The 20,968-nt window shown below is 68.0% G+C and carries 27 protein-coding genes; 24 read left to right on the top strand and 3 right to left on the bottom strand.

Going from position 1 to position 20,968, the window contains the following annotated elements:
- The first annotated feature begins 74 nt into the window (after nt 1–74).
- The 9 genes from ACSFA2_RS12625 (at nt 75) to ACSFA2_RS12585 (ending at nt 7,598) form a co-directional block, all read left to right on the top strand.
- Entirely contained in the window at nt 75–959 is an 885-nt protein-coding gene (locus ACSFA2_RS12625; protein WP_435455667.1) for a hypothetical protein, read from the top strand.
- Entirely contained in the window at nt 956–2,893 is a 1,938-nt protein-coding gene (locus ACSFA2_RS12620; RefSeq protein ID WP_435455666.1) for an MFS transporter, read from the top strand. The genes ACSFA2_RS12625 and ACSFA2_RS12620 overlap by 4 nt, the downstream gene beginning before the upstream one ends.
- Entirely contained in the window at nt 2,893–3,561 is a 669-nt protein-coding gene (locus ACSFA2_RS12615; protein ID WP_435455665.1) for a phosphatase PAP2 family protein, read from the top strand. Before ACSFA2_RS12620 ends, ACSFA2_RS12615 begins: the two co-directional genes overlap by 1 nt.
- Nucleotides 3,562–3,689: 128 nt before the next feature.
- Nucleotides 3,690–4,175 (top strand): YiaA/YiaB family inner membrane protein, encoded by a 486-nt coding sequence (locus tag ACSFA2_RS12610; protein ID WP_435455664.1) that lies wholly within the window; start codon nt 3,690–3,692, stop codon nt 4,173–4,175.
- Between the two features lie 35 nt (nt 4,176–4,210).
- Nucleotides 4,211–4,648, top strand: a complete 438-nt coding sequence (locus ACSFA2_RS12605) for a hypothetical protein (RefSeq protein WP_435455663.1) — start codon at nt 4,211–4,213, stop codon at nt 4,646–4,648.
- A gap of 77 nt (nt 4,649–4,725) precedes the next feature.
- Nucleotides 4,726–5,538, top strand: a complete 813-nt coding sequence (locus ACSFA2_RS12600; protein WP_435455886.1) for a DUF2145 domain-containing protein — start codon at nt 4,726–4,728, stop codon at nt 5,536–5,538.
- Between the two features lie 18 nt (nt 5,539–5,556).
- Entirely contained in the window at nt 5,557–6,639 is a 1,083-nt protein-coding gene (locus tag ACSFA2_RS12595; RefSeq protein WP_435455662.1) for a serine endopeptidase, read from the top strand.
- Between the two features lie 64 nt (nt 6,640–6,703).
- A complete protein-coding gene (locus tag ACSFA2_RS12590) occupies nt 6,704–7,084 on the top strand; it encodes a DUF3597 domain-containing protein (protein WP_435455661.1) in 381 nt (126 codons plus the stop codon).
- A 139-nt stretch (nt 7,085–7,223) separates the two neighbouring features.
- Nucleotides 7,224–7,598, top strand: a complete 375-nt coding sequence (locus ACSFA2_RS12585) for a hypothetical protein (protein WP_435455660.1) — start codon at nt 7,224–7,226, stop codon at nt 7,596–7,598.
- Between the two features lie 15 nt (nt 7,599–7,613).
- Here the strand turns inward: ACSFA2_RS12585 and tgt are convergent, their stop codons facing one another.
- Entirely contained in the window at nt 7,614–8,786 is a 1,173-nt protein-coding gene (tgt, locus tag ACSFA2_RS12580) for a tRNA guanosine(34) transglycosylase Tgt (RefSeq protein WP_435455659.1), read from the bottom strand.
- Between the two features lie 5 nt (nt 8,787–8,791).
- On the bottom strand, nt 8,792–9,832 hold the full coding sequence (gene queA / locus ACSFA2_RS12575; protein ID WP_435455658.1) for a tRNA preQ1(34) S-adenosylmethionine ribosyltransferase-isomerase QueA: 1,041 nt from the start codon (nt 9,830–9,832) through the stop codon (nt 8,792–8,794).
- Nucleotides 9,833–9,954: 122 nt separating this feature from the next.
- Here queA and ACSFA2_RS12570 point away from each other — a divergent pair, with 122 nt between their 5' ends.
- The 5 genes from ACSFA2_RS12570 to ubiA all read left to right on the top strand — a co-directional run bounded on the left by ACSFA2_RS12570 (nt 9,955) and on the right by ubiA (nt 15,767).
- Nucleotides 9,955–10,941, top strand: a complete 987-nt coding sequence (locus ACSFA2_RS12570) for a TIGR01777 family oxidoreductase (RefSeq protein ID WP_435455657.1) — start codon at nt 9,955–9,957, stop codon at nt 10,939–10,941.
- A 2-nt stretch (nt 10,942–10,943) separates the two neighbouring features.
- Nucleotides 10,944–13,052: an ATP-dependent DNA helicase RecG gene (recG, locus tag ACSFA2_RS12565; protein WP_435455656.1), complete on the top strand. Its 2,109-nt coding sequence runs from the start codon at nt 10,944–10,946 to the stop codon at nt 13,050–13,052.
- Nucleotides 13,053–13,092: 40 nt separating this feature from the next.
- Complete coding sequence (locus ACSFA2_RS12560) at nt 13,093–14,058, top strand: LysR substrate-binding domain-containing protein (RefSeq protein WP_435455655.1); 966 nt, start codon at nt 13,093–13,095, stop codon at nt 14,056–14,058.
- Between the two features lie 137 nt (nt 14,059–14,195).
- The gene (locus tag ACSFA2_RS12555) at nt 14,196–14,801 is read left to right on the top strand and encodes a Dps family protein (protein ID WP_435455654.1); all 606 of its coding nucleotides are present in this window, start codon (nt 14,196–14,198) and stop codon (nt 14,799–14,801) included.
- A gap of 72 nt (nt 14,802–14,873) precedes the next feature.
- On the top strand, nt 14,874–15,767 hold the full coding sequence (gene ubiA, locus ACSFA2_RS12550) for a 4-hydroxybenzoate octaprenyltransferase (RefSeq protein WP_435455653.1): 894 nt from the start codon (nt 14,874–14,876) through the stop codon (nt 15,765–15,767).
- A gap of 9 nt (nt 15,768–15,776) precedes the next feature.
- Here ubiA and proC read toward each other — a convergent pair whose 3' ends face one another.
- Nucleotides 15,777–16,613 (bottom strand): pyrroline-5-carboxylate reductase, encoded by an 837-nt coding sequence (gene proC, locus ACSFA2_RS12545; protein WP_435455652.1) that lies wholly within the window; start codon nt 16,611–16,613, stop codon nt 15,777–15,779.
- Nucleotides 16,614–16,866: 253 nt separating this feature from the next.
- On the opposite strand from proC, the gene rplN reads away from it, so the two are divergent.
- Genes rplN through rplO form a run of 10 tightly spaced genes read left to right on the top strand, consistent with a single transcriptional unit; the run spans nt 16,867 to nt 20,968 of the window.
- The gene (gene rplN / locus ACSFA2_RS12540) at nt 16,867–17,235 is read left to right on the top strand and encodes a 50S ribosomal protein L14 (RefSeq protein ID WP_262073256.1); all 369 of its coding nucleotides are present in this window, start codon (nt 16,867–16,869) and stop codon (nt 17,233–17,235) included.
- Nucleotides 17,236–17,248: 13 nt separating this feature from the next.
- Nucleotides 17,249–17,566: a 50S ribosomal protein L24 gene (rplX, locus tag ACSFA2_RS12535; protein ID WP_435455651.1), complete on the top strand. Its 318-nt coding sequence runs from the start codon at nt 17,249–17,251 to the stop codon at nt 17,564–17,566.
- An 11-nt stretch (nt 17,567–17,577) separates the two neighbouring features.
- Nucleotides 17,578–18,117, top strand: coding sequence for a 50S ribosomal protein L5 (gene rplE, locus ACSFA2_RS12530; RefSeq protein WP_286646972.1), 540 nt, complete (start codon nt 17,578–17,580; stop codon nt 18,115–18,117).
- Nucleotides 18,118–18,125: 8 nt separating this feature from the next.
- Nucleotides 18,126–18,431: a 30S ribosomal protein S14 gene (rpsN, locus tag ACSFA2_RS12525; RefSeq protein WP_093436359.1), complete on the top strand. Its 306-nt coding sequence runs from the start codon at nt 18,126–18,128 to the stop codon at nt 18,429–18,431.
- Between the two features lie 20 nt (nt 18,432–18,451).
- On the top strand, nt 18,452–18,847 hold the full coding sequence (gene rpsH, locus ACSFA2_RS12520) for a 30S ribosomal protein S8 (RefSeq protein ID WP_192194037.1): 396 nt from the start codon (nt 18,452–18,454) through the stop codon (nt 18,845–18,847).
- Between the two features lie 24 nt (nt 18,848–18,871).
- Entirely contained in the window at nt 18,872–19,405 is a 534-nt protein-coding gene (gene rplF / locus ACSFA2_RS12515) for a 50S ribosomal protein L6 (RefSeq protein ID WP_435455650.1), read from the top strand.
- Between the two features lie 14 nt (nt 19,406–19,419).
- On the top strand, nt 19,420–19,785 hold the full coding sequence (gene rplR / locus ACSFA2_RS12510) for a 50S ribosomal protein L18 (protein WP_262073592.1): 366 nt from the start codon (nt 19,420–19,422) through the stop codon (nt 19,783–19,785).
- Between the two features lie 18 nt (nt 19,786–19,803).
- The gene (gene rpsE / locus ACSFA2_RS12505) at nt 19,804–20,322 is read left to right on the top strand and encodes a 30S ribosomal protein S5 (RefSeq protein WP_183028316.1); all 519 of its coding nucleotides are present in this window, start codon (nt 19,804–19,806) and stop codon (nt 20,320–20,322) included.
- Nucleotides 20,323–20,336: 14 nt separating this feature from the next.
- A complete protein-coding gene (gene rpmD, locus ACSFA2_RS12500; protein WP_435452352.1) occupies nt 20,337–20,525 on the top strand; it encodes a 50S ribosomal protein L30 in 189 nt (62 codons plus the stop codon).
- An 11-nt stretch (nt 20,526–20,536) separates the two neighbouring features.
- Nucleotides 20,537–20,968 (top strand): 50S ribosomal protein L15, encoded by a 432-nt coding sequence (gene rplO, locus ACSFA2_RS12495; protein ID WP_262073261.1) that lies wholly within the window; start codon nt 20,537–20,539, stop codon nt 20,966–20,968.

Below are 20,968 nucleotides of genomic sequence, written 5' to 3'. Positions count from 1 at the left end.
CCGTATCGATTTTCGATGCCAAATTGTGCCGGTGGCAACTAGATTCCGCTCCCACCGCACCACCGGAGTCCCCCATGAACCGATCCAAGCGCTTTCCGACCTGGCCGCTGTTCCAACGCCTGGCGCCGCAGCTCCCGCCGCTGGAGGGGCGTGAGCGCGCGCTGCTCTGGCTCGTCGCGGCCTTCGTGCTGATCGCCTGCTTGGGGCCGGCCGTGCCGGACCCCTCAGCGGCAGGTGCCGGTTTTGCGGATGCGCGCGCCTGGCGCGGCCTGCCTTTCGCGATGGACGTGCTGAGCAACCTGCCCTTCGCGGCCTTCGGCCTCTGGGGCCTGTGGCGGCTGCGGCGCTTCGACACCCTGCACGAGCGCCTGCGCTCGACCGCCGCGCTGGACTGCGCCTGGCTGTTCTTCGCGGGCTTGATCTTCACCGCGGCCGGTTCGGTCTTCTATCACCTGCAACCCGACGCGCTGCGGCTCGCGGCCGACCGCGCCGGCATGGCGATCGCCTTCGCCGGCATCCTCGGCCTGGCGGTGTGCGAGCGGGTGAGCCTGCGCGCCGGCTGGCCGGCCGCCTGCGTCGCCTTCGCAGGCGGTCTGATGGCAGTGACGGTCTACCACGAGCGTGGCGATGTGCTGCCATGGGCCGTGGTCCAGTTCGGCGGCATGGCGCTGGTGCTGGGGCTCGCCCTGCTGCGGCCGGTGCCGGGCGCGATGGGCCTCAGGCTCGGTGCGGTCATCTTCTTCTATGCCGTGGCCAAAGTCCTTGAGCTGGGCGATCACTGGATCTTCGAGGCGACCGGGCAGGTCGTCTCGGGCCACACGCTCAAGCACCTGGTCGCGGCCTGCGCGGCCTGGCCGGTGTTGCAGGCGGTCGACGGGCTGACCTGCCGGGCCCTGCGGCACAATCCACGCGCCACTGCCATGACGGTCCGAGGAGCCCCGACAGGGACATTCGAATGACAACACCCGCCGCTGCTGCTTCGACCGACGTCCACGCGAACCAGTTCGCCCTGCTGGGCCAGCGGCGCTTCGCCCCCTTCTTCTGGACGCAGTTCGCCGGCGCGGCCAACGACAACCTCTTCAAGTTTGCCTTCACCGTGATGGTGACCTACCAGCTCCAGCTGAGCTGGATGCCGCCGGCCATGGCGGGCCTGGCGATCGGCGCACTGTTCATCCTGCCCTTCCTGCTGTTCTCGGCCACCGCCGGGCAGCTGACCGACAAGTTCGACAAGACGAAGATGATTCGCGTCGTCAAGAACCTCGAGATCGCCATCATGGCGATCGCTGCCTGGGGTTTCGTGCGGGCCGATGCGGTGGTGCTGCTGGGCTGCGTGTTCCTCATGGGGCTGCATTCCACGCTGTTCGGCCCGGTCAAGTTCGCCTACCTGCCGCAGGTGCTCGACGCGCGCGAGCTCACCGGCGGCAACGGCATGGTCGAGATGGGCACCTTCGTCGCCATCCTGCTCGGGCAGGTGGCCGGTGGCCTGCTGGTGGCGCTGCCGGGCGTCGGCCACACGACGGTGGCAGCGGCGTGCGTGGGGCTGGCGCTGGTGGGGCGCGGCGTGGCGCAGGCGATTCCCCCGGCGCCCGCCACCGACCCGGGCCTGGTCATCAACTGGAACCCCTTCAGCGAAACCTGGCGCAACCTCACGCTGGCGCACGGCAACATCGTGGTGTTCCGCTCGCTGCTGGGCATCTCGTGGATGTGGTTCTTCGGCGCCGTCTTCCTGAGCCAGTTCCCGAGCTTCGCCAAGGAGGTGCTGCACGGCAACGAGCAGGTCGCCTCGCTGCTCTTGGTGGTGTTCTCGATCGGCATCGGCATCGGGTCGCTGCTGTGCGAAACATTGAGCCGCCGCCAGGTCGAGATCGGCCTGGTGCCGCTCGGCGCCATCGGCATGAGCGTGTTCGCGATCGATCTGTACTTCGCCTCGCGCGGCCTGCCCGCGGTGCCGGAGATGGGCCTGGGCGCGTTCGTGGCGCAGGCGGCGCACTGGCGCGTGATGGCCGACCTCGGCCTGCTGTCGCTCTTCGCCGGGCTCTACAGCGTGCCGATGTACGCGCTGATCCAGCTGCGCAGCCAGCCGACGCACCGCGCCCGCATCATCGCGGCGAACAACATCCTCAACGCGCTCTTCATGATCGCCAGCTCGGTCATCGCCGGCGCGTTGCTCAAGGCCGGCTTCACCATCCCGCAGATATTCCTGTTCACCGGCATCGCCAACGCGGTGGTGGCCTTCTACATCTTCATGCTGGTGCCGGAATACCTGCTGCGCTTCGTGTCCTGGCTGCTGTCGCACTTCATCTACCGCTTCCGCATCCGCGGCGACGAGCACATCCCGACCGAGGGCGCGGCGGTGCTGGTGTGCAACCACGTGAGCTTCATCGACGCGGTGCTGCTGATGGCGGCCAGCCCGCGGCCGATCCGCTTCATCATGGACCACCGCATCTTCCGCGTGCCGGTGCTGGGCGGGCTCTTCAGGCTGGCCAAGGCGATCCCGATCGCGCCGCAGAAGGACGACCCCGTTGCCTACGAGCGCGCCTTTGCGCAGGCGGTCGACGTGCTGCGCGAGGGCGACCTGCTTGCCATCTTCCCCGAGGGCGCCATCACCCGCGACGGCACGCTGCAGCCCTTCAAGGGCGGCGTGATGAAGATCCTCGCGGCTGCGCGTGAAGAGGGCATCGACCCGCCCGTGATCCCGATGGCGCTCACCAACCTGTGGGGCTCCTTCTTCAGCCGCATCGAGCGGCGCGACGGCCAGAACGTCGCGATGGTGCGGCCCTTCCGCCGCGGGCTGTTCAGCCGCGTGGGTCTGCATGTCGGCCCCGCCGTGCCCGGGCCCGAGGTGCAGCCCGAGTCGCTTCAGTCGCGCGTGAGCGGGCTCCTCGCCAATTGATGGCGGGGCTGCGCGACGCTTTCTGGGGCGCTCTCGGCGCGGTGCCGCCGGCGTACTGGCACGCCTTCACCTGGCTGGGCGACAGCGGCCTGCTGCTGCCGGCGTCGGTGCTGATCGTGCTGCTGCTGTGGCTGTCGCCCGGTGGCGGACGCTGGACCGCCTTCAGCTGGAGCCTGGCCTTCGGTGTCGGCGGCGCGCTGATCGTGGCGTCGAAGCTGGCCTTCATGGGTTGGGGCCTCGGCAGCGCGCGTTTCAACTTCACCGGGTTCAGCGGCCACACGGCGATCAGCACCAGCGTGTGGTCGGTGGCCCTCTGGATGGTCGCGGCGCGGCGGTCGCCCGCCGTGCGCCGCGTGGCGGTGGCGGCCGGCTGGGCCCTGGGCGCGGCCATCGGCGCCTCGCGCCTGGCGATCTTCGCGCACTCGGTGTCGGAAGTGGCGGCGGGCCTGCTGCTGGGCATCGCGATCTGCCTCGCGTTCCTGTGGCTGGTGCGCCGCCAGCCGGCACCCCGGGCGCCCTGGCCGGTGATGCTGCTCGGGCTGTTGCTGCCGCTGGCGTTCCAGACGCCGGGCGCGCCGGCGCCCACGCAGGACCTGCTCGAAGCCATCGCCGTCCGGCTGGCCGGCATCGAGCGCCCCTACACCCGGGACGACCTCCAGCGGATGTGAGTTCTGCCGCATCGGTATCGAAATTCGGTACCGGTGGCGTTGCATAGGAGGTCTGGTGCATTGATATGCGCCTTTTCGGCAAGCTGAGGTCGATCATCCGATCACCTTCACAACGCCGCGAGGCTCTCATGCAAAACCTTCCCGCCACCGTCTCCCTTCAGCGCGATACGCGGGCCTGGCAGTTCCAGGTCTGGACCTCCTTCGGCATCGCCGTGTCGCTCTGCGCCATCGGCCTGGGCTGGCTGCCCGGGGCGGCGCTCGACCGCGCCTTCATGGTGATGGGCTACGTGTTCTGCCTGTCGGCGGCGTTCGTGCTGGCGAAGTTCGTGCGCGACAACCAGCACGGCGCGTCCCGCTCCGCCGGCGACACGCCGATGTGGAAGCTGGTGGTGTGGGGCGGCTTCCTCACGGCCATGGCGCTGACCGGCTGGGGCCTGCTGCGCATGGAGATCCACGAGACCTACAAGGCCTTCCTTGGCGTGAGCTGGCTGTTCCTCATCAGCGCAGCGTTCACCCTGGCCAAGACGCTGCGCGACCGCCACGAGGCCGACCTGGCCGAGGCCCGCCTGCAAGGCCGCCGCGAAGCGCGAGCCGCCGACAGCGCCGCGGAATGACGCGCGACATCCCCCTCTTTCCCAGGAGCACTCCCATGAAGAAGATGTTTGTCGTTTCCCTGCTGGCCGCCTGCACCGTGTTCTCGGCGCAGGCGCAGAGCGAAGCCTCTGCCGCCCTGTCGCTGCTGCCGGTGGCGTCGGTGGTCGGCACCGCCTCGGTGGCGGGCGCCACCGCCAGTGCCGTGGTGGCCGTGCCGGTCGCCCTGTCGGTGGGCGGCGCGGCGCTCACGGTGGTGGCGGTCGAGGCCTCGGCCGAGGGCACGGTCTACCTGCTGGCGCGCGCGTCGGACGGCGCCCGCGCCAGTGTTCACCTCGCCGGCGCTGCCGCGCAGGGCAGCGCGATCGCGGTCGGCACCGTCGTCACGGTGGGCGTGATCGGCAGCGGTGTCGTGCTGTCGGCCGCGGGCGAGATGATCGCCTTCATTCCCAACACCATCGGCCGCGCGCTGCTGCACAACGAGAGGCTGATGTGAACCCGCGCGCACCCACCAACTTCGGCCGGTACGACGACTTCGGGCGCCCGGTGAAGGCGGCGCGCTGGCCCTGGCGCATGCGGATGGCGCTGCGCACCGCGCTGCTCGTGGCGGCGGTCGTGCTGGCCGGGCTGTTCCTCTTCCCGACCGAATCGCACGCGGGCCGCTCGTGCGAGCCGGCGCGTCCGACGGCGCAGCAGGTGCAGCAGGGCCTGACCTTGGCCGAACGCACGGCGCAGGCGCTGGACGCCAGCGGCGCGCGCGTGGTGCTGCTGGCGCGCGCCGGGCAGGATCTCGGCAAGTACGGGCTGCGCTGGTCGCATGTCGGCATCGCCTACAAAACCGACGCCGGCCCGTGGCGCGTGGCGCACAAGCTCAACCAGTGCGGCACCGCCGTGGCCGGTCTCTATCGCCAGGGCCTGGGCGAGTTCTTCCTCGACGACCCGTGGCGCTACGAGGCGGCGTGGTCGGTGCCCACACCGGCCGTGCAGGCGCAACTGTCCGCGCTGCTGGGCGTGGCCCCGGTCGATGGCATCGGGCGCCTGCACACGCCGGCCTACAGCCTGGTGAGCTATGCCTGGGCCGACAGGTACCAGCAGTCGAACCAGTGGGTGATCGAGACGCTGGCGCTGGCCATGGCGCCGTCGACCATCACCGACCGCGGCCAGGCGCAGGCGTGGCTGCGCTTGAAGGGCTACACGCCGACCACGCTCAAGCTCGGCCCGCTCACGCGGCTGGGCGGCCGCATGAGCAAGGCCAACGTCGCGTTCGACGACCATCCGAACGACAAGCGCTTTTCCGACCGCATCGAGACCGTCACGGCCGATTCGGTGTTCGCCTGGCTGCAGCGCAGCGGGCTGGGTGCGGCGCCGGTCACACTCGGGCTGTAGATCAACGAGGAGGAATTCATGAGCAAATCTCTGCGACTTTCGGAGAAATGGTTTCGACGCGGGCTGTGGCTGGTGGCGGTGGTGTTCGCCAGCTTCCTGATCGGGCTCGGCGGCACGCTGGTGGGCGACCTGCCGCAGGTCGAACGGGCCCTGCAACTCGACGACTTCATCGACCGCGCGGCGGCGGAGCCCTTGCGCGCCGGCGTGCGCGAAGCCGAGCGCACCGAACGCCAGGCCGCCCGCGAGCTGGAGCAGGCCGAACTGAAGCTGTCGGTCGCCCAGCAGGCCAGCCACACGGCCCGCGAGACCTTCGGCAACTGGGTCGCGACGCGCCGTGCCACCGCCCAGCCCGACCAGGACGCCGAACTCATCGCGCGGACCCGTGCGCTCGACGGACTGAAGGCGAAGGAGGACGAGGCGCAGCAGAAAGTCGACGCGCAGCAGCAGGTCGCGCTCGATGCCCGCCAGGCGCAGGAGGCGGCGCAGCAGAAGCTCGCCGTGCTGGAGGCCGACGCGCAGGAGAAGCTGCGTGCCGAATACCGCCGCGTCGAGCTGCGGGTGTTCGGCTACCGGCTGGCGCTCACGCTGCCCCTGCTGCTCATCGGCGGCTGGCTCTTCGTGAAGAAGCGCAAGAGCACCTACTGGCCCTTCGTCTGGGGCTTCATCTTCTTCGCGCTGTTCGCCTTCTTCGTCGAGCTGGTGCCCTACCTGCCGAGCTACGGCGGCTACGTGCGCTACGTGGTGGGCATCGTGCTGACGGTGCTGGTCGGGCGTTATGCGATCGTCGCGCTCAACCGCTACCTGGCGCGCCAGAAGCTGGCCGAGGCGCAGCCCGACATCGTGCGGCGCGAGGAGTTGAGCTACGACACTGCGCTGGCGCGCCTGGCCAAGAGCGTGTGCCCCGGTTGCGAGCGGCCGGTCGACCTGAAAAACCCGGCGATCGACTTCTGCCCGCACTGCGGCATCGGCCTGTTCGACCACTGCGGCGCCTGCGATGCGCGCAAGAGCGCCTTCTCGAAGTTCTGCCACGCATGCGGCACGTCGGCACAAACGCAAACACTTTCGGACCCGCCAACAGTGACTGGCGCGTTGCCTGCGTGATAGAAGCTCGTGCGGCGCCCGGCGCCGCGTTTCACAGAACCAGTCTGATATTCAAGGAGTACCCATGAGCATTTTCGGCAAGATTTTTTCCAAGATTTTTCCGTCGGCCAACGCGGCTGAAGTCCAGGCCGCCCCGGCGCCTGCACCTACGGCCAGCGCGCCCGCGGCGCCGGCACCGCCACCCTCGATCCCGCTGGGCGACGTCCCGGCCATCCTGGATGCGATGCCGGGGGCTGCCGGTCTGAACTGGCGCACGTCGATCGTCGATCTGCTCAAGTTGCTCGGCCTGGACAGCAGCCTTGCCGCGCGCAAGGAACTGGCCGGCGAAATCCTCTACAGCGATGGCGAGCCGGGTTCGGCCGAGTGGAACATCGGTCTGCACAAACAGGTGATGACCCGCATCGCCGCGAACGGCGGTACCTTGCCGGCAGAACTGCGCGACTGAGTCGCCCCCGCCTGCACCCGAAGCCCGTCGCCGACGGGCTTTTTTGCGCCTGGGCCGAGCGGCGTATGGCTTCCGTCGAATGGGCAGCGCGTGCGTGCGCGCCTACGCTTGCCGGCTTTCCATGCGACGGGATCCTGCGATGTCCTTTTCCTACAGCCGTGCCGTGGTGCGGCTCGTCCTCGTCTCGGCGAGCGCCTGGGCGCTGACCGCGCACGGCGAAGCCACTGCCGGCGTGAAGCTGTTCAAGATCGTCTCGCCGCGCGACGACATCGTCGTCGGTGTCGACGTCGAGCAGCTCGGCCGGGGCGGCGAGCCCGCGGTGCAGCGGCTGGCCGCACTGCTGGCCGAGAAGGGCCAGGTCACGCTTTGGCAATATGCCTCCGCCAAGGAGGCGGACGGTGCGCTGGTGCAGGCGCCGCTGCGGCAGATCGCGGTGTTCAAAAGCGATCTGCTGCGCATCGAGCCCTACAGCACGCCGCTGCCGATCAAGCCTTTCCTCGCCACCCCTAAATAGCCGCCGCCGACCCGTTCACACGCCGCGGGCGCGGTCCGACTTGAACTGCTGCCGGAACTCGGCGAAGTGCCCGGCGTCGAGCGCCTCGCGGATCTCGCGCATCAGGTTCAGGTAGTAGTGCAGGTTGTGGATGGTGCACAGCATCGGGCCGAGCATCTCGCCGCAGCGGTCGAGGTGGTGCAGGTAGGCGCGGCTGAAGCCTTCGCGGCCGCCGTCGTTCCAGCTGACGCCCGAGGTGCCTGCGCAGGCGTGGCAGGTGCAGCTCGGGTCGACCGGCTGCGGGTCCATCTTGTGGCGCGCGTTGCGCATCTTCAGGTCGCCGAAGCGGGTGAACATCGTGCCGTTGCGCGCATTGCGGGTGGGCATCACGCAGTCGAACATGTCCACGCCGTCGGCGACGCCCTGCACCAGGTCTTCGGGCGTGCCCACGCCCATCAGGTAGCGCGGCTTGTCGGCCGGCAACCGGTGCGGCGTGTGGCCCATGATGTGCAGCATCTCGGCCTTGGGCTCGCCCACACTGACCCCCCCAATCGCATAGCCTGGGAAGTCCATCTCGACCAGCGCGGCCAGCGATTCCTCGCGCAGGTTCTCGAACATGCCGCCCTGCACGATGCCGAACAGCGCGTTCGGGTTCTCCAGTTTCTGGAACTCGGTCTTGCAGCGTGCCGCCCAGCGCAGGCTCAGTTCCATCGACGTGCGCGCCTCGGCCTCGGTCGTGATGTGGCCGCTGGTGTCGTAGGGCGTGCATTCGTCGAACTGCATGACGATGTCGCTGTTGAGGATGGTCTGGATCTGCATCGAGACCTCCGGCGTGAGGAAGAGCTTGTCGCCGTTGACCGGCGACGCGAACTTCACGCCTTCCTCGCTGATCTTGCGCATCGCGCCCAGCGACCACACCTGGAAGCCGCCCGAGTCGGTGAGGATCGGCTTGTCCCACTTCTCGAACTGGTGCAGGCCACCGAAGCTCGCCATCACGTCCAGGCCGGGGCGCATCCACAGGTGGAAGGTGTTGCCCAGGATGATCTGCGCGCCCATCTCTTCGAGGCTGCGCGGCATCACGCCCTTGACGGTGCCGTAGGTGCCCACGGGCATGAAGATGGGCGTCTGCACCTTGCCGTGGTTGAGCGTCAGCGTGCCGCGGCGCGCGTGGCTGGTTGGGTCGGTGGTGAGCAGTTCGAAGTTCAGCATGAGGTTCAGTCCTGTCGTGCCAGCAGCATGGCGTCGCCGTAGCTGAAGAAGCGGTAGCGGTGCGCGATGGCGTGGGCGTACAGCGCCATCACGCGCTCGTAGCCGGCCAGGGCACTCACCAGCATCATCAGCGTGCTTTTGGGCAGGTGGAAGTTGGTGATCAACACGTCGACGTGTTCGAACGCGAAGCCCGGGGTGATGAAGATGCGCGTGTCGCCCGACGCCTCGCCGCTCTTGGCCCACGACTCGAGCGTGCGCACGGTCGTCGTGCCGACGGCGACCACGCGGCCGCCGCGTGCCTTGCAGTCGGCGATGGCGCGCTGCGTCGCTTCGGGCACCTCGTAGCGCTCGGCGTGCATCGTGTGCTCGGCGATGTTCTCGGTCTTCACCGGCTGGAAGGTGCCGGCGCCGACATGCAGCGTGACGCTCGCGCGCTGCACGCCGCGCGCTTCGAGCTGCGCCAGCAGGCCTTCGTCGAAGTGCAGCGCCGCGGTCGGCGCGGCCACGGCGCCGGGCACGCGTGCGAACACGGTCTGGTAGCGGCTTTCGTCTTCGGCCGAGTCGGTGTGCTCGATGTACGGCGGCAATGGCACGTGGCCACAGCGCGCCATCAGTGCGTACGGGTCCTCGCCGGCCGGGCTGGCGAAGGCGAAGCGGAAGAGGGCGCCGTCTTCTTCCGGCCAGCGGCCGAGCAGCGTGGCGGTGAAGCCGCCGACCATCCGCAGCGTGGTGCCGACGGGCGGCTTCTTGCTGACCTTCATGTGGCAGACGGCCTCGTTGCCGGTGAGGACGCGCTCAACCAGCAGCTCGAGTTTGCCGCCGGTCGGCTTCTCGCCGAAGAGCCGCGCCTTGACCACGCGGGTGTCGTTGAAGACCAGCAGGTCGCCGCTGCGCAGCAGGTCGGGCAGGTCGCGGAAGATGCGGTCGGCCGGTGCGTCGCCGGTGCCGTCGAGCAGGCGCGACGAGGTGCGTTCGGTGGCGGGGTGCTGCGCGACCAGATCGGGCGGCAGGACGAAATCGAAATCGGAAAGCGTGAAGGCGCGCATGGTGCTTGAGGGCCGGACGGGCCCGTGCCAAGGAGGCGGGGGGAGGGACAGAAGTGCGGGCAGGATTCTCCCATGGCAGAAAAGGCCGGATGCGCGACAGGGCGGCGCGGCAGAATCGGTGCATGACCACGCCACCCGTTCCGAACCCCGATGCCGCGGGCCTGGCGGCACCACGCTTCGGCGATGCGCCGCAGCATGTGCTGGTCACCGGCGGCACCGGCTTCGTCGGCCGCCATCTGGTCGCGGCGCTGCGGGCCGACGGCCACACCGTCACCGTGTGGACACGCGATGTGGCGGCCGCCGCCCGGCGCTTCGGCGCGACCGTGCGCTGCGTTCGGCAGCTCGACGAAATCCCTGCGACGCCTGCGGTCGACGTGGTGGTCAACCTGGCCGGCGCGCGCATCGTCGGCCTGCGCTGGACGGCTGCGCGGCAGACCGCATTGCTTGCGAGCCGCGCGGGGCTGACCGACGCGCTGGTCGCGTGGATCGCCCGCCGACCGGTCAAGCCATGGCTGATGCTGTCCGGTTCGGCCATCGGCTACTACGGCGTGCAGCCGCAGGGCGATGCGTCGGAACTCACCGAGTCGAGTCCGCCGCAGGCCATCTTCATGTCGCGCCTGTGCCAGGCGTGGGAGGCGTCGGCGCATGCCGCTGCCGCGCATGGCGTGCGGGTCGCCTGCCTGCGCTTCGGCCTGGTGCTGGGGCATGGCGGTGCGCTGCCGGGGCTTCTGCTGCCGGTGAAGATGGGCGTCGGCGGCCGTCTCGGCACCGGCCGGCAGTGGGTGTCGTGGATCCACCTGCAGGATCTGCTGGGCGCCATGGCCCATGTGTGGCATGTCGCGGCGACCCCAGGCGCGCCCGCCGAACCGCAGGCCTGGAACTTCACAGCGCCCGAGGCCCTGGCGCAGGAAGACTTCATGCGCACCGCCGCCCAGGTGCTGCACCGGCCGCTCTGGCTGCCCGTGCCGGCGGCTCCGGTGCGACTCGCGCTCGGCGAGCAGGCCGATGTGCTGCTCGAAGGCCAGCGCGTGGCGCCGAAACGGCTGACCGACACCGGCTTCCGCTTCCGTTTCCCCGATGCGCGCAGCGCGCTGCAGGACCTCTGCTGAACGTGCCCCGCAAGCCGTCATCGCCCACGCCCGATCCGTCGAGGCCGGTAGGCCCTCCCGGCGCTGGCCCGAGCCTGGTGCAGCGCGCGCTGCGCAAGCTCGGCCTGCTGCGCGACATCGACTTCGCGCTCTACCTGCCCATGCGCTACGAGGACGAGACCCGCCTCGTCCGCCTGGCCGACCTGCGCGACGGTGACCTGGGCCAGATCGAGGCGGTGGTGACCGAGAGCGAGGTGAGCTTCCGGCCGCGCCGCCAGCTCGTCGTGACGGTGGACGACGGCAGCGACACCTGCCAGCTGCGCTTCTTCAATTTCTATCCGTCGCAGCAGAAGCAGTTGGCGGTCGGCGCCCGGGTGCGCGTGCGGGGCGAGGTGCGCGGCGGCTTCCTCGGGCGGCAGATGATGCATCCGACGGTGAAGGCGGCCGGCACCGTGCTGCCCGATGCGCTGACGCCGGTCTACTCGACCATCGCCGGCCTCGCGCAGCCGGTGCTGCGGCGCGAAGTGCGCGCCGGCCTGGCGCGCGCCGTGCTCGACGAGACGGTGCCTGCGCAGATCGGCTTGCGCGGGGCCTGGCCGCTGCGGGATGCGCTGAACTTCCTGCACTACCCGACGCCCGACGTGTCGATCGCCGCGCTGGAAGACCGCAGCCACCCGGCCTGGCAGCGCCTGAAGGCTGAAGAACTGCTGGCGCAGCAGTTGTCGCAACTGCAGGCGCGGCGCGAGCGGGCGGCGCAACGCGCGCCGGTGCTGGCGCCGTCGTCGGCACCGGAGTCGCTGCATGCGCGCCTTCTGGCGGCGCTGCCTTTCGCGCTCACCGGCGCGCAGCAGCGCGTGGGCGAGGAGATCACCCACGACCTGGCGCGCACGGCGCCGATGCACCGCCTGCTGCAGGGCGATGTCGGGTCGGGCAAGACGGTGGTCGCCGCGCTCGCGGCGGCGCGCTGCATCGACGCCGGCTTCCAGTGCGCGTTGATGGCGCCGACCGAGATCCTCGCCGCGCAGCACTTCGGCAAGCTGATCGGCTGGCTCGACCCGCTGCTGGCCGAGCGCGGCCTGCGCGTGGCCTGGCTCACCGGCAGCCAGAAGAAGAAGGAGCGCGACGCGATGGCCGCCGCCGTCGAGAGCGGCGAGGCGGCGCTGGTGATCGGCACGCATGCCGTGATCTCCGAGAAGGTGCGCTTCAAGCGCCTGGCGCTGGCCGTCATCGATGAGCAGCACCGCTTCGGCGTCGCACAACGGCTGGCGTTGCGGGAGAAAGCGGGGGGCGATCTGGAGCCCCATCTGCTGATGATGAGCGCCACCCCCATCCCGCGAACGCTCGCCATGAGCTACTACGCCGACCTCGATGTCTCCACCCTCGACGAACTGCCGCCCGGCCGCACGCCCATCGTCACCAAGCTGGTGGCCGAGCACCGGCGTGACGAAGTCATCGACCGCATCCGACACCAGCTGGCGCAGGGCCGGCAGGTGTACTGGGTGTGCCCGCTGATCGAGGAAAGCGAGGCGGTCGACTTGCGCAACGCCACCGAAACGCGCGACGAACTCGCCGGCATGCTGGGCGATGCGGTGCAGGTCGGCCTGCTGCACTCGCGCATGCCGACGGCCGAGAAGCAGGACGTGATGGCGCGCTTCACGGCCAACGAGGTGCATGTGCTGGTGAGCACGACGGTGATCGAGGTCGGCGTCGACGTGCCCAATGCGTCGCTGATGGTGATCGAGCATGCAGAGCGCTTCGGCCTGTCGCAGCTGCACCAGTTGCGCGGGCGCGTCGGGCGCGGTGCCGCGGCGTCGGCCTGCGTGCTGCTCTACGCGCCGAACGAAGGCGGGCGCGTGGGCGAGACGGCGCGGGCGCGGCTCAAGGCGATGGCGGAAACCGGCGACGGCTTCGAGATCGCACGGCGCGACCTGGAAATCCGCGGCCCGGGCGAATTCCTGGGCGCCAAGCAGTCGGGTGCCCCGCTGCTGCGCTTCGCGGACCTCACCGACGACGCGTTGCTGCTCGACTGGGCGCGCGAGCTGGCGCCGCAGATGCTCGACCGGCATCCGGAACTCGCGCAGAAGCACGTCGACCGCTGGCTCGGGAGCAAGGCCGAGTACCTGAAAGCCTAGCCCGATCCGCGGGCAAGGGGTCTTGCGCATAATCGACGCGGTGACCCTCACCGAACTCAAATACATCGTCGCGGTCGCCCGGGAGCGCCATTTCGGCAAGGCGGCGGACGCCTGCTACGTCTCGCAGCCGACCTTGTCGGTGGCGATCAAGAAGCTCGAGGAAGAGCTCGAAGTCAAGCTCTTCGAGCGCAGTGCCGGCGAAGTGACGGTCACGCCGCTGGGCGAGCAGATCGTGCAGCAGGCGCAGAGCGTGCTCGACCAGGCGGCCAGCATCAAGGAGATCGCCAAGCGCGGCAAGGACCCGCTGGCGGGCGCGTTGAACCTCGGCATCATCTACACGATCGGGCCGTATCTGCTGCCCGACCTGGTGCGCCAGAACATCGCGCGCACGCCGCAGATGCCGCTGATGCTGCAGGAGAACTTCACCGTCAAGCTGCTCGAGATGCTGCGGGCCGGCGAGATCGATTGCGCCATCATGGCCGAGCCCTTCCCGGACACCGGCCTGGCGGTGGCGCCGCTCTACGACGAGCCCTTCGTCGCGGTGTTGCCGACGAGCCACCCGCTGGCGGTGCGCGAGTCGATCAGCTCGGACGAGCTCAAGAACGAGACGATGCTGTTGCTGGGCGCCGGCCATTGCTTCCGCGATCACGTGCTCGAGGTGTGCCCCGAATTCGCACGTTTCTCGAGCAACGCCGAGGGCATCCGCAAGAGCTTCGAAGGCTCGTCGCTGGAAACCATCAAGCACATGGTGGCCTCGGGCATGGGCGTGACGCTGGTGCCGCGGCTGTCGGTGCCGGCCGAGGCGCTCAAGCCCAAGGCCCGCGGCCGCAAGGAGCCTGAGCCAATGGTGCGCTACCTGCCCGTCCATGACGGCGAAGGGCGCGAACCGCCGATGCGACGTGTGGTGCTGGCCTGGCGCCGGAGCTTCACGCGCTACGAGGCGATCGCGGCGCTGCGCAATGCGGTCTACGCCTGCGAATTGCCTGGGGTCAAACGCCTGTCCTGAGTGAGGCGTGGCGGTTGCCTGTGCCACGCGTGCGGCGCGGGCAATGGCTGCGATAGAGTCTCGCTGTTGCGACGCAGCCCGCGGGCTCCTAAAGTCGCCAACGTCTCCCTATTCAATCCATCGAGGAAATCGTCGTCATGGCCAAAGCACCCAACAAGCCCCAGAAAAAGACCAAGTCCCCGATCACGTCCGCACCGGCAGCGGGTGCCGGGAAGGTGCCCACGAAGGGCGGTGCCCGCGTGGCCCAGGAGTCGGGCAGCCGCAACGCGCCGATCATCAACATCGGCATCGACCGCCAGGACCGCGCGGCGATCGCCGAAGGCCTGAGCCGCGTGCTGGCCGACACGTACACGCTGTACCTGACCACGCACAACTTCCACTGGAATGTGACGGGCCCGCACTTCAACTCCCTGCACGCCATGTTCATGGGCCAGTACACCGAGCTGTGGACCTCGACCGACGTCATCGCCGAGCGCATCCGCGCCCTGGGCCACTACGCGCCGGGCTCGTACGCCGAATTCAGCAAGATCGCGACGGTGCCCGACGTGCCGCCGGTGCCGCCCAAGGCCATGGAGATGGTGCGCATCCTCGTGAAGGGGCACGAGACCGTGTCCCGCATCGCCCGCGAGTTCATCCCGGTGGCCGAAGAGGCCGGCGACGATCCGACCGCAGACATGCTGACCGCGCGCTGCACGGTGCACGACCAGACGGCGTGGATGCTGCGCTCGCTGCTGGAAGAATAAGTTCGCGCGGGGGCGCAGGCCCGTCGCGACCAGGAGCGGCACAATGCCGCTCTTTTCGTTTCTGGAGCTTCCGTGAAGGCTGGCGGGCGCCTCGCGCTGTACTTGGATCTGATCCGGTGGAACCGGCCCGCCGGCTGGCTGCTGCTGCTGTGGCCGACGCTGGGGGCGCTGTGGTTCGCCGCGGGCGGCTGGCCCGGCTGGCATCTGCTGGCCATCTTCGTGGGAGGCACGGTGCTCATGCGCAGCGCCGGTTGCTGCGTCAACGACGTGGCCGACCGCGACTTCGACCGGCACGTCAAGCGCACCGCTCAGCGGCCGGTGACCAGCGGCGCCATCTCGGTGAAGCAAGCGCTCGGTCTCGGCGCCGTGCTGGCGCTGATCGCCTTTGGGCTGGCGCTGACCACCAATGCGGCCGTGATCGTCTGGGCGTTCATCGGCCTGGCGGTGACGCTGGCCTACCCTTTCGCCAAGCGCTTCGTCTCGCTGCCGCAGGCGGTGTTGGGCGTCGCGTTCTCGATCGGCATTCCGATGGCCTTCTGTGCCGCGGGCGGCGCGGCGGTGCCCGCGTCGGAGGCGTTCACGCGGGTGCCGGGCGTCGGCTGGTTGCTGCTGCTGGGCAACCTGGGCTGGGTACTGGCCTACGACACCGAGTACGCCATGGTCGACCGCGACGACGACCTGAAGATCGGGATGAAGACCTCGGCCATCACCTTCGGGCGCTTCGATGTGGCGGCCGTGATGCTCTGCTATGCCCTGTTTCTGATGCTGTGGGGCGTGGTCGGCTTCCGCGCCGGGTTGGACGTCGCTTTCGCGCTGGGTCTGGCCGCGGCGGCGGTGCAGGTCGCCTGGCACTGGCGCCTGATCCGCCATCGCACCCGCGAAGGCTGCTTCCAGGCCTTCCGGTTGAACCACTGGGTCGGGTTCGCCGTCTTCGCCGGCATCGTGGCGGACTACGCGATCCGCTGAACCCAGGCCTCAGGCGCGGCCGAACTCCACCGCCAGCTCGCGTGCACGCTGCTCCGCGGCGCGGATCGCGGTCTTGAATTGCGCCTTGACGCCCGCGGCCTCCATCGCGTTCAGGGCCGCATAGGTGGTGCCGCCCTTGGACGTCACGCGCTCGCGCAGCACCGACGGTGGTTCGGTGGAGGCCTGTGCCAGTGCCGACGCGCCGGTGAAGGTGCCGATGGCCAGTTGCTGGGCCTGTGCCGGCGGCAGGCCCATCTCGATGCCGGCCTCGGTCATCGCTTCGATGAAATAGAAGACATAGGCCGGGCCCGAGCCGGAAACGGCCGTGACGGCATCGAGCGCGCCTTCGGTGTCGACCCACAGCAGCTGCCCGGTCGGCGCCAGCACCTGTTCGACCAGGCGCCGTCCGACGGCGGTCACGGCGGGCCGGGCGAACAGGCCGCTCATCCCCTGGCCGACGAGTGCGGGCGTGTTGGGCATGGCGCGCACGACGTTGTCGGTGCCCAGCCAGCCCGCGATGCTGTCCGACGGAATGCCGGCGGCCACGCTCAGGTGCAGCGCGTCCGGGGTCCGTTCGCGCACGGGGCGGGTCGCGTCGGCGAAGGTCTGCGGCTTGACGGCCCAGACCACGACCTGGCAGCGCTCCAGTGCGGCGCTGGCACTGGGTTGCGGCGTGATGCCGAAGTCGCGGGTCAACCGGGCGCGCGCTTCTTCGAACGGCTCGACCACCTCCACCGAGGTGGTCGGCAAGCCCTGCCGGAGCAGGCCGCCCAGGATGGCGCTGGCCATGTTGCCCCCCCCGATGAAGGCGATGGCGGGCAGGGCGGCAGGGGTGAGTTCGGGCATGGCGACGTGGCGGATGAGGGTGTCGGGACGGGCGAGCCGGGATTGTCGCTCCGCCGGCTCCCCCGATCTGTTTGCACAGGGGTAGTTGACAAGCCTGGAAAGGGCTGCAACAATCGCGGGCTTCGCTTCAAAAAGGCGAAGCATTCCGCCCAGACGGATGCATCCCAAGTGGTTTGGGGTGCGGACGACGGGCCCAAGACTGATCGCGCAGCGCCATGAGGTTCTGCTCGGTACAAGTTGGGAACTACTAGCAATGATCCAAACTGAATCCCGGCTCGACGTGGCCGACAACACGGGCGCGAAATCCGTCCTGTGTATCAAGGTGCTCGGTGGCTCCAAGCGGCGCTATGCCAGCGTGGGCGACGTCATCAAGGTCAGCATCAAGGAATGCGCTCCTCGCGGGCGTGTCAAGAAGGGCGAGATCTACAGCGCCGTCGTGGTGCGTACCGCCAAGGGCATCCGTCGTGCAGACGGCTCGCTCGTCAAGTTCGACGGCAATGCCGCCGTGCTGCTCAACGCCAAGCTGGAGCCGATCGGCACCCGCATCTTCGGACCCGTGACGCGCGAACTGCGTACCGAGAAGTTCATGAAGATCGTCTCGCTGGCTCCCGAAGTTCTGTAAGGACAACTACGCCATGAACAAGATTCGCAAAGGCGACCAGGTCATCGTGTTGGCCGGGCGCGACAAGGGCAAGCGCGGCATGGTCTCGCTGCGCACCGACGACTCGTACCTGATCGTCGACGGCGTCAACATCGTCAAGAAGCACGCCAAGCCGAACCCGCTCAAGGGTACGACCGGTGGCATCGTCGAAAAGACCATGCCCATCCACCAATCGAACGTGGCGATCTTCAATGCCGCGACCGGCAAGGCCGATCGCGTGGGCATCAAGGTCGCGGACGGCAAGCGCGTTCGCGTCTTCAAGTCCAGCGGCGACGAAATCAAGATCGCCTAAGGGGTACTCACATGGCACGTCTCCAACAAATCTACCGCGACAAGATCGCGAAGGACCTGACCGAGAAGTTCGGCTACAAGTCGCCAATGCAGGTTCCGCGTCTGACCAAGATCACGCTCAACATGGGTGTGGGTGAAGCAGTCGCCGACAAGAAGGTTCTCGACAATGCCGTCGGCGACCTCACCAAGATCGCCGGCCAGAAGCCGGTCGTCACCAAGTCGAAGAAGGCCATCGCCGGTTTCAAGATCCGCGAAATGCAGCCGATCGGCTGCATGGTCACGCTGCGTGGCGTGCAGATGTATGAGTTCCTGGACCGTTTCGTGACCGTGGCCCTGCCGCGCGTTCGTGACTTCCGCGGGATCTCGGGTCGCGCCTTCGACGGCCGCGGCAACTACAACATCGGCGTGAAAGAGCAGATCATTTTCCCCGAGATCGAATACGACAAGGTCGATGCCCTGCGCGGTCTCAACATCAGCATCACGACGACGGCCAAGACCGACGAAGAAGCCAAGGCGCTTCTCGCTGGTTTCCGTTTCCCGTTCAAGAACTGAGGCGAACCGTGGCTAAACAATCCCTGATCCAACGCGAACTCAAGCGCGACAAACTGGTCGCCAAGTTCGCTGCAAAGCACGCCGAACTGAAGGCCGCCTCGAACGACCTGAAGAAGAGCGACGAAGAGCGCGCTGCTGCCCGTCTGGGCCTGCAGAAGCTCCCGCGCAACGCGAACCCCACGCGTCAGCGCAACCGTTGCGCCATCACTGGTCGCCCCCGCGGTACTTTCCGTCAATTCGGTCTGGCCCGCGCCAAGATCCGTGAACTGGCTTTCGCTGGCGACATCCCCGGTGTCACCAAGGCCAGCTGGTAAGCCAGGCAGGAGCAAACAACATGAGCATGAGTGATCCCATTGCCGACCTGCTGACGCGTATCCGTAACGCGCAGATGGTGGCGAAGCCCACCGTGTCGATCCCGTCTTCCAAGGTGAAGGCCGCGATCGCACAAGTCCTCAAGGACGAAGGCTACATCGACGGTTTCGAAGTCAAGACCGAAGCCGGCAAGTCCGAGCTCGTCATCACGCTGAAGTACTACGCTGGCCGCCCGGTCATCGAGCGCATCGAACGCGTGAGCCGCCCCGGCCTGCGCGTCTACAAGGCCAGCGCAGCCATCCCGCAAGTCCAGAACGGCCTCGGCGTCGCGATCGTCACGACCCCCCAGGGCGTGATGACCGACCGCAAGGCGCGCGCTACCGGTGTCGGTGGCGAAGTCCTGTGCTACGTCGCCTAACCGAGACATTGAGGAGTCACTGAAATGTCCCGAGTCGGAAAAATGCCGGTCGCCATCCCCGCAGGTGTGGATGTGTCGATCAAGGACGACCAGATCAACGTGAAGGGCGCGGGCGGCACGCTCGCGCTGACGCGCAATGCCCTGGTCAATGTCGTCAACAAGGACGGCAAGCTGAGCTTCGAGCCCGCCAACGAATCGCGTGAAGCCAACGCGATGAGCGGCACGTTCCGTCAGCTCGTCAACAACATGGTCGTCGGCGTGACGAAGGGCTTCGAGAAGAAGCTCAACCTCGTCGGCGTCGGCTTCAAGGCTGCGGCCTCGAACAACAAGTTGAACCTGCAAGTCGGTTACTCGCACCCGGTCAACATCGAGATGCCCCAGGGCATCACGGTGGCCACTGCGACCCCGACCGAAATCGTGATCAAGGGTGCTGACCGTCAGCGCGTTGGTCAAATCGCCGCTGAGATCCGCGCTGTTCGTCCGCCTGAGCCTTACAAGGGCAAGGGCATCCGTTATTCGGACGAGAAGATCGTGATCAAAGAGACCAAGAAGAAGTAAGGGGCAGCAAAATGATGTTGACCAAAAAAGCACAACGTCTGCGCCGCTCGCGTCAGACCCGCATCCGGATCGCGACGCAAGGCGTTGCGCGTCTGACGGTGAACCGCACCAACCTGCACATCTATGCCACCGTCATTTCCGACGACGGCACCAAGGTGATCGCCACTGCATCGACGGCCGAAGCCGAAGTTCGCACGGCGCTGGGCGGTTCGGGCAAGGGCGGCAACGCCGCTGCAGCCACCGCCATCGGCAAGCGCATCGCTGAAAAGGCGAAGGCTGCCGGTGTCGAGAAGGTCGCCTTCGACCGCGCTGGTTTCGCCTACCACGGCCGCGTCAAGGCGCTGGCCGAGGCCGCCCGCGAAGCCGGCCTGCAGTTCTAACCGGACACGAGATTCAAAATGGCAAAGATTCAAGCAAGAACGCAGAACGAAGGCCCTGAAGACGGTTTGCGCGAGAAGATGATCGCGATCAACCGTGTCACCAAGGTGGTGAAGGGTGGTCGTATCCTCGGTTTCGCCGCACTCACCGTGGTCGGCGATGGCGACGGCAAGGTCGGCATGGGCAAGGGCAAGTCGAAGGAAGTGCCGGCAGCCGTGCAGAAGGCCATGGAAGAAGCACGCCGCAACCTGTTCCAGATCTCGATCAAGAACGGCACGCTGCATCACCGCGTGACGGGTCACCATGGCGCCGCTTCGGTCGTCATGATCCCCGCCCCGAAGGGTACCGGCATCATCGCCGGCGGCCCGATGCGCGCCGTGTTCGAAGTCCTGGGCATCACCGACATCGTGGCCAAGAGCCATGGTTCGTCGAACCCCTACAACATGGTCCGTGCCACGCTGGACGGCCTGAAGAACTCGACGACCGCGTCTGCCGTTGCTGCCAAGCGCGGTCTGACGGTCGAAGAGCTGTTCGCCTGAACAGGAGCATCGACATGACGACGCAAGAACAAACCACCGTCAAGGTGCAGCTCGTGAAGAGCCCGATCGGCACCAAGGAGTCGCATCGCGCGACCGTGCGTGGCCTCGGCCTGCGCAAGCTCAACAGCGTGAGCGAGCTGCAGGACACGCCCGCCGTGCGCGGCATGATCAACAAGATCAGTTATCTGGTCAAAGTTCTGTAAGAGAGACTGATATGGAACTCAATGGCATCAAGCCGGCCGCCGGCGCCAAGCACGCGAAGCGTCGCGTCGGCCGCGGTATCGGCTCCGGCATCGGCAAGACCGCGGGTCGCGGTCACAAGGGTCAGAAGTCCCGTGCGGGCGGCTTCCATAAGGTGGGCTTCGAAGGCGGTCAAATGCCGCTGCAGCGCCGTCTGCCCAAGCGCGGCTTCAAGTCGCAATCGCTCAAGTACAACGCTGAAGTCACGTTGACGTCGCTCGAAGTCCTCGGCGCCGCCGAAGTCGACATGCTGACGCTCAAGCAGGCTGGCCTGGTCTCGCACATGATCAAGGTCGTCAAGGTCATCAAGACCGGCGAACTGACCAAGGCCGTCAAGCTGACGGGCATCGGCGCGACCGCCGGCGCCAAGGCTGCGATCGAAGCTGCCGGCGGCAGCGTCGCCTAA

Source organism: Variovorax cryoconiti (assembly GCF_051216395.1).
Lineage (GTDB): Bacteria > Pseudomonadota > Gammaproteobacteria > Burkholderiales > Burkholderiaceae_C > Variovorax.
This window is presented reverse-complemented; position numbering and strand designations above follow the sequence as displayed.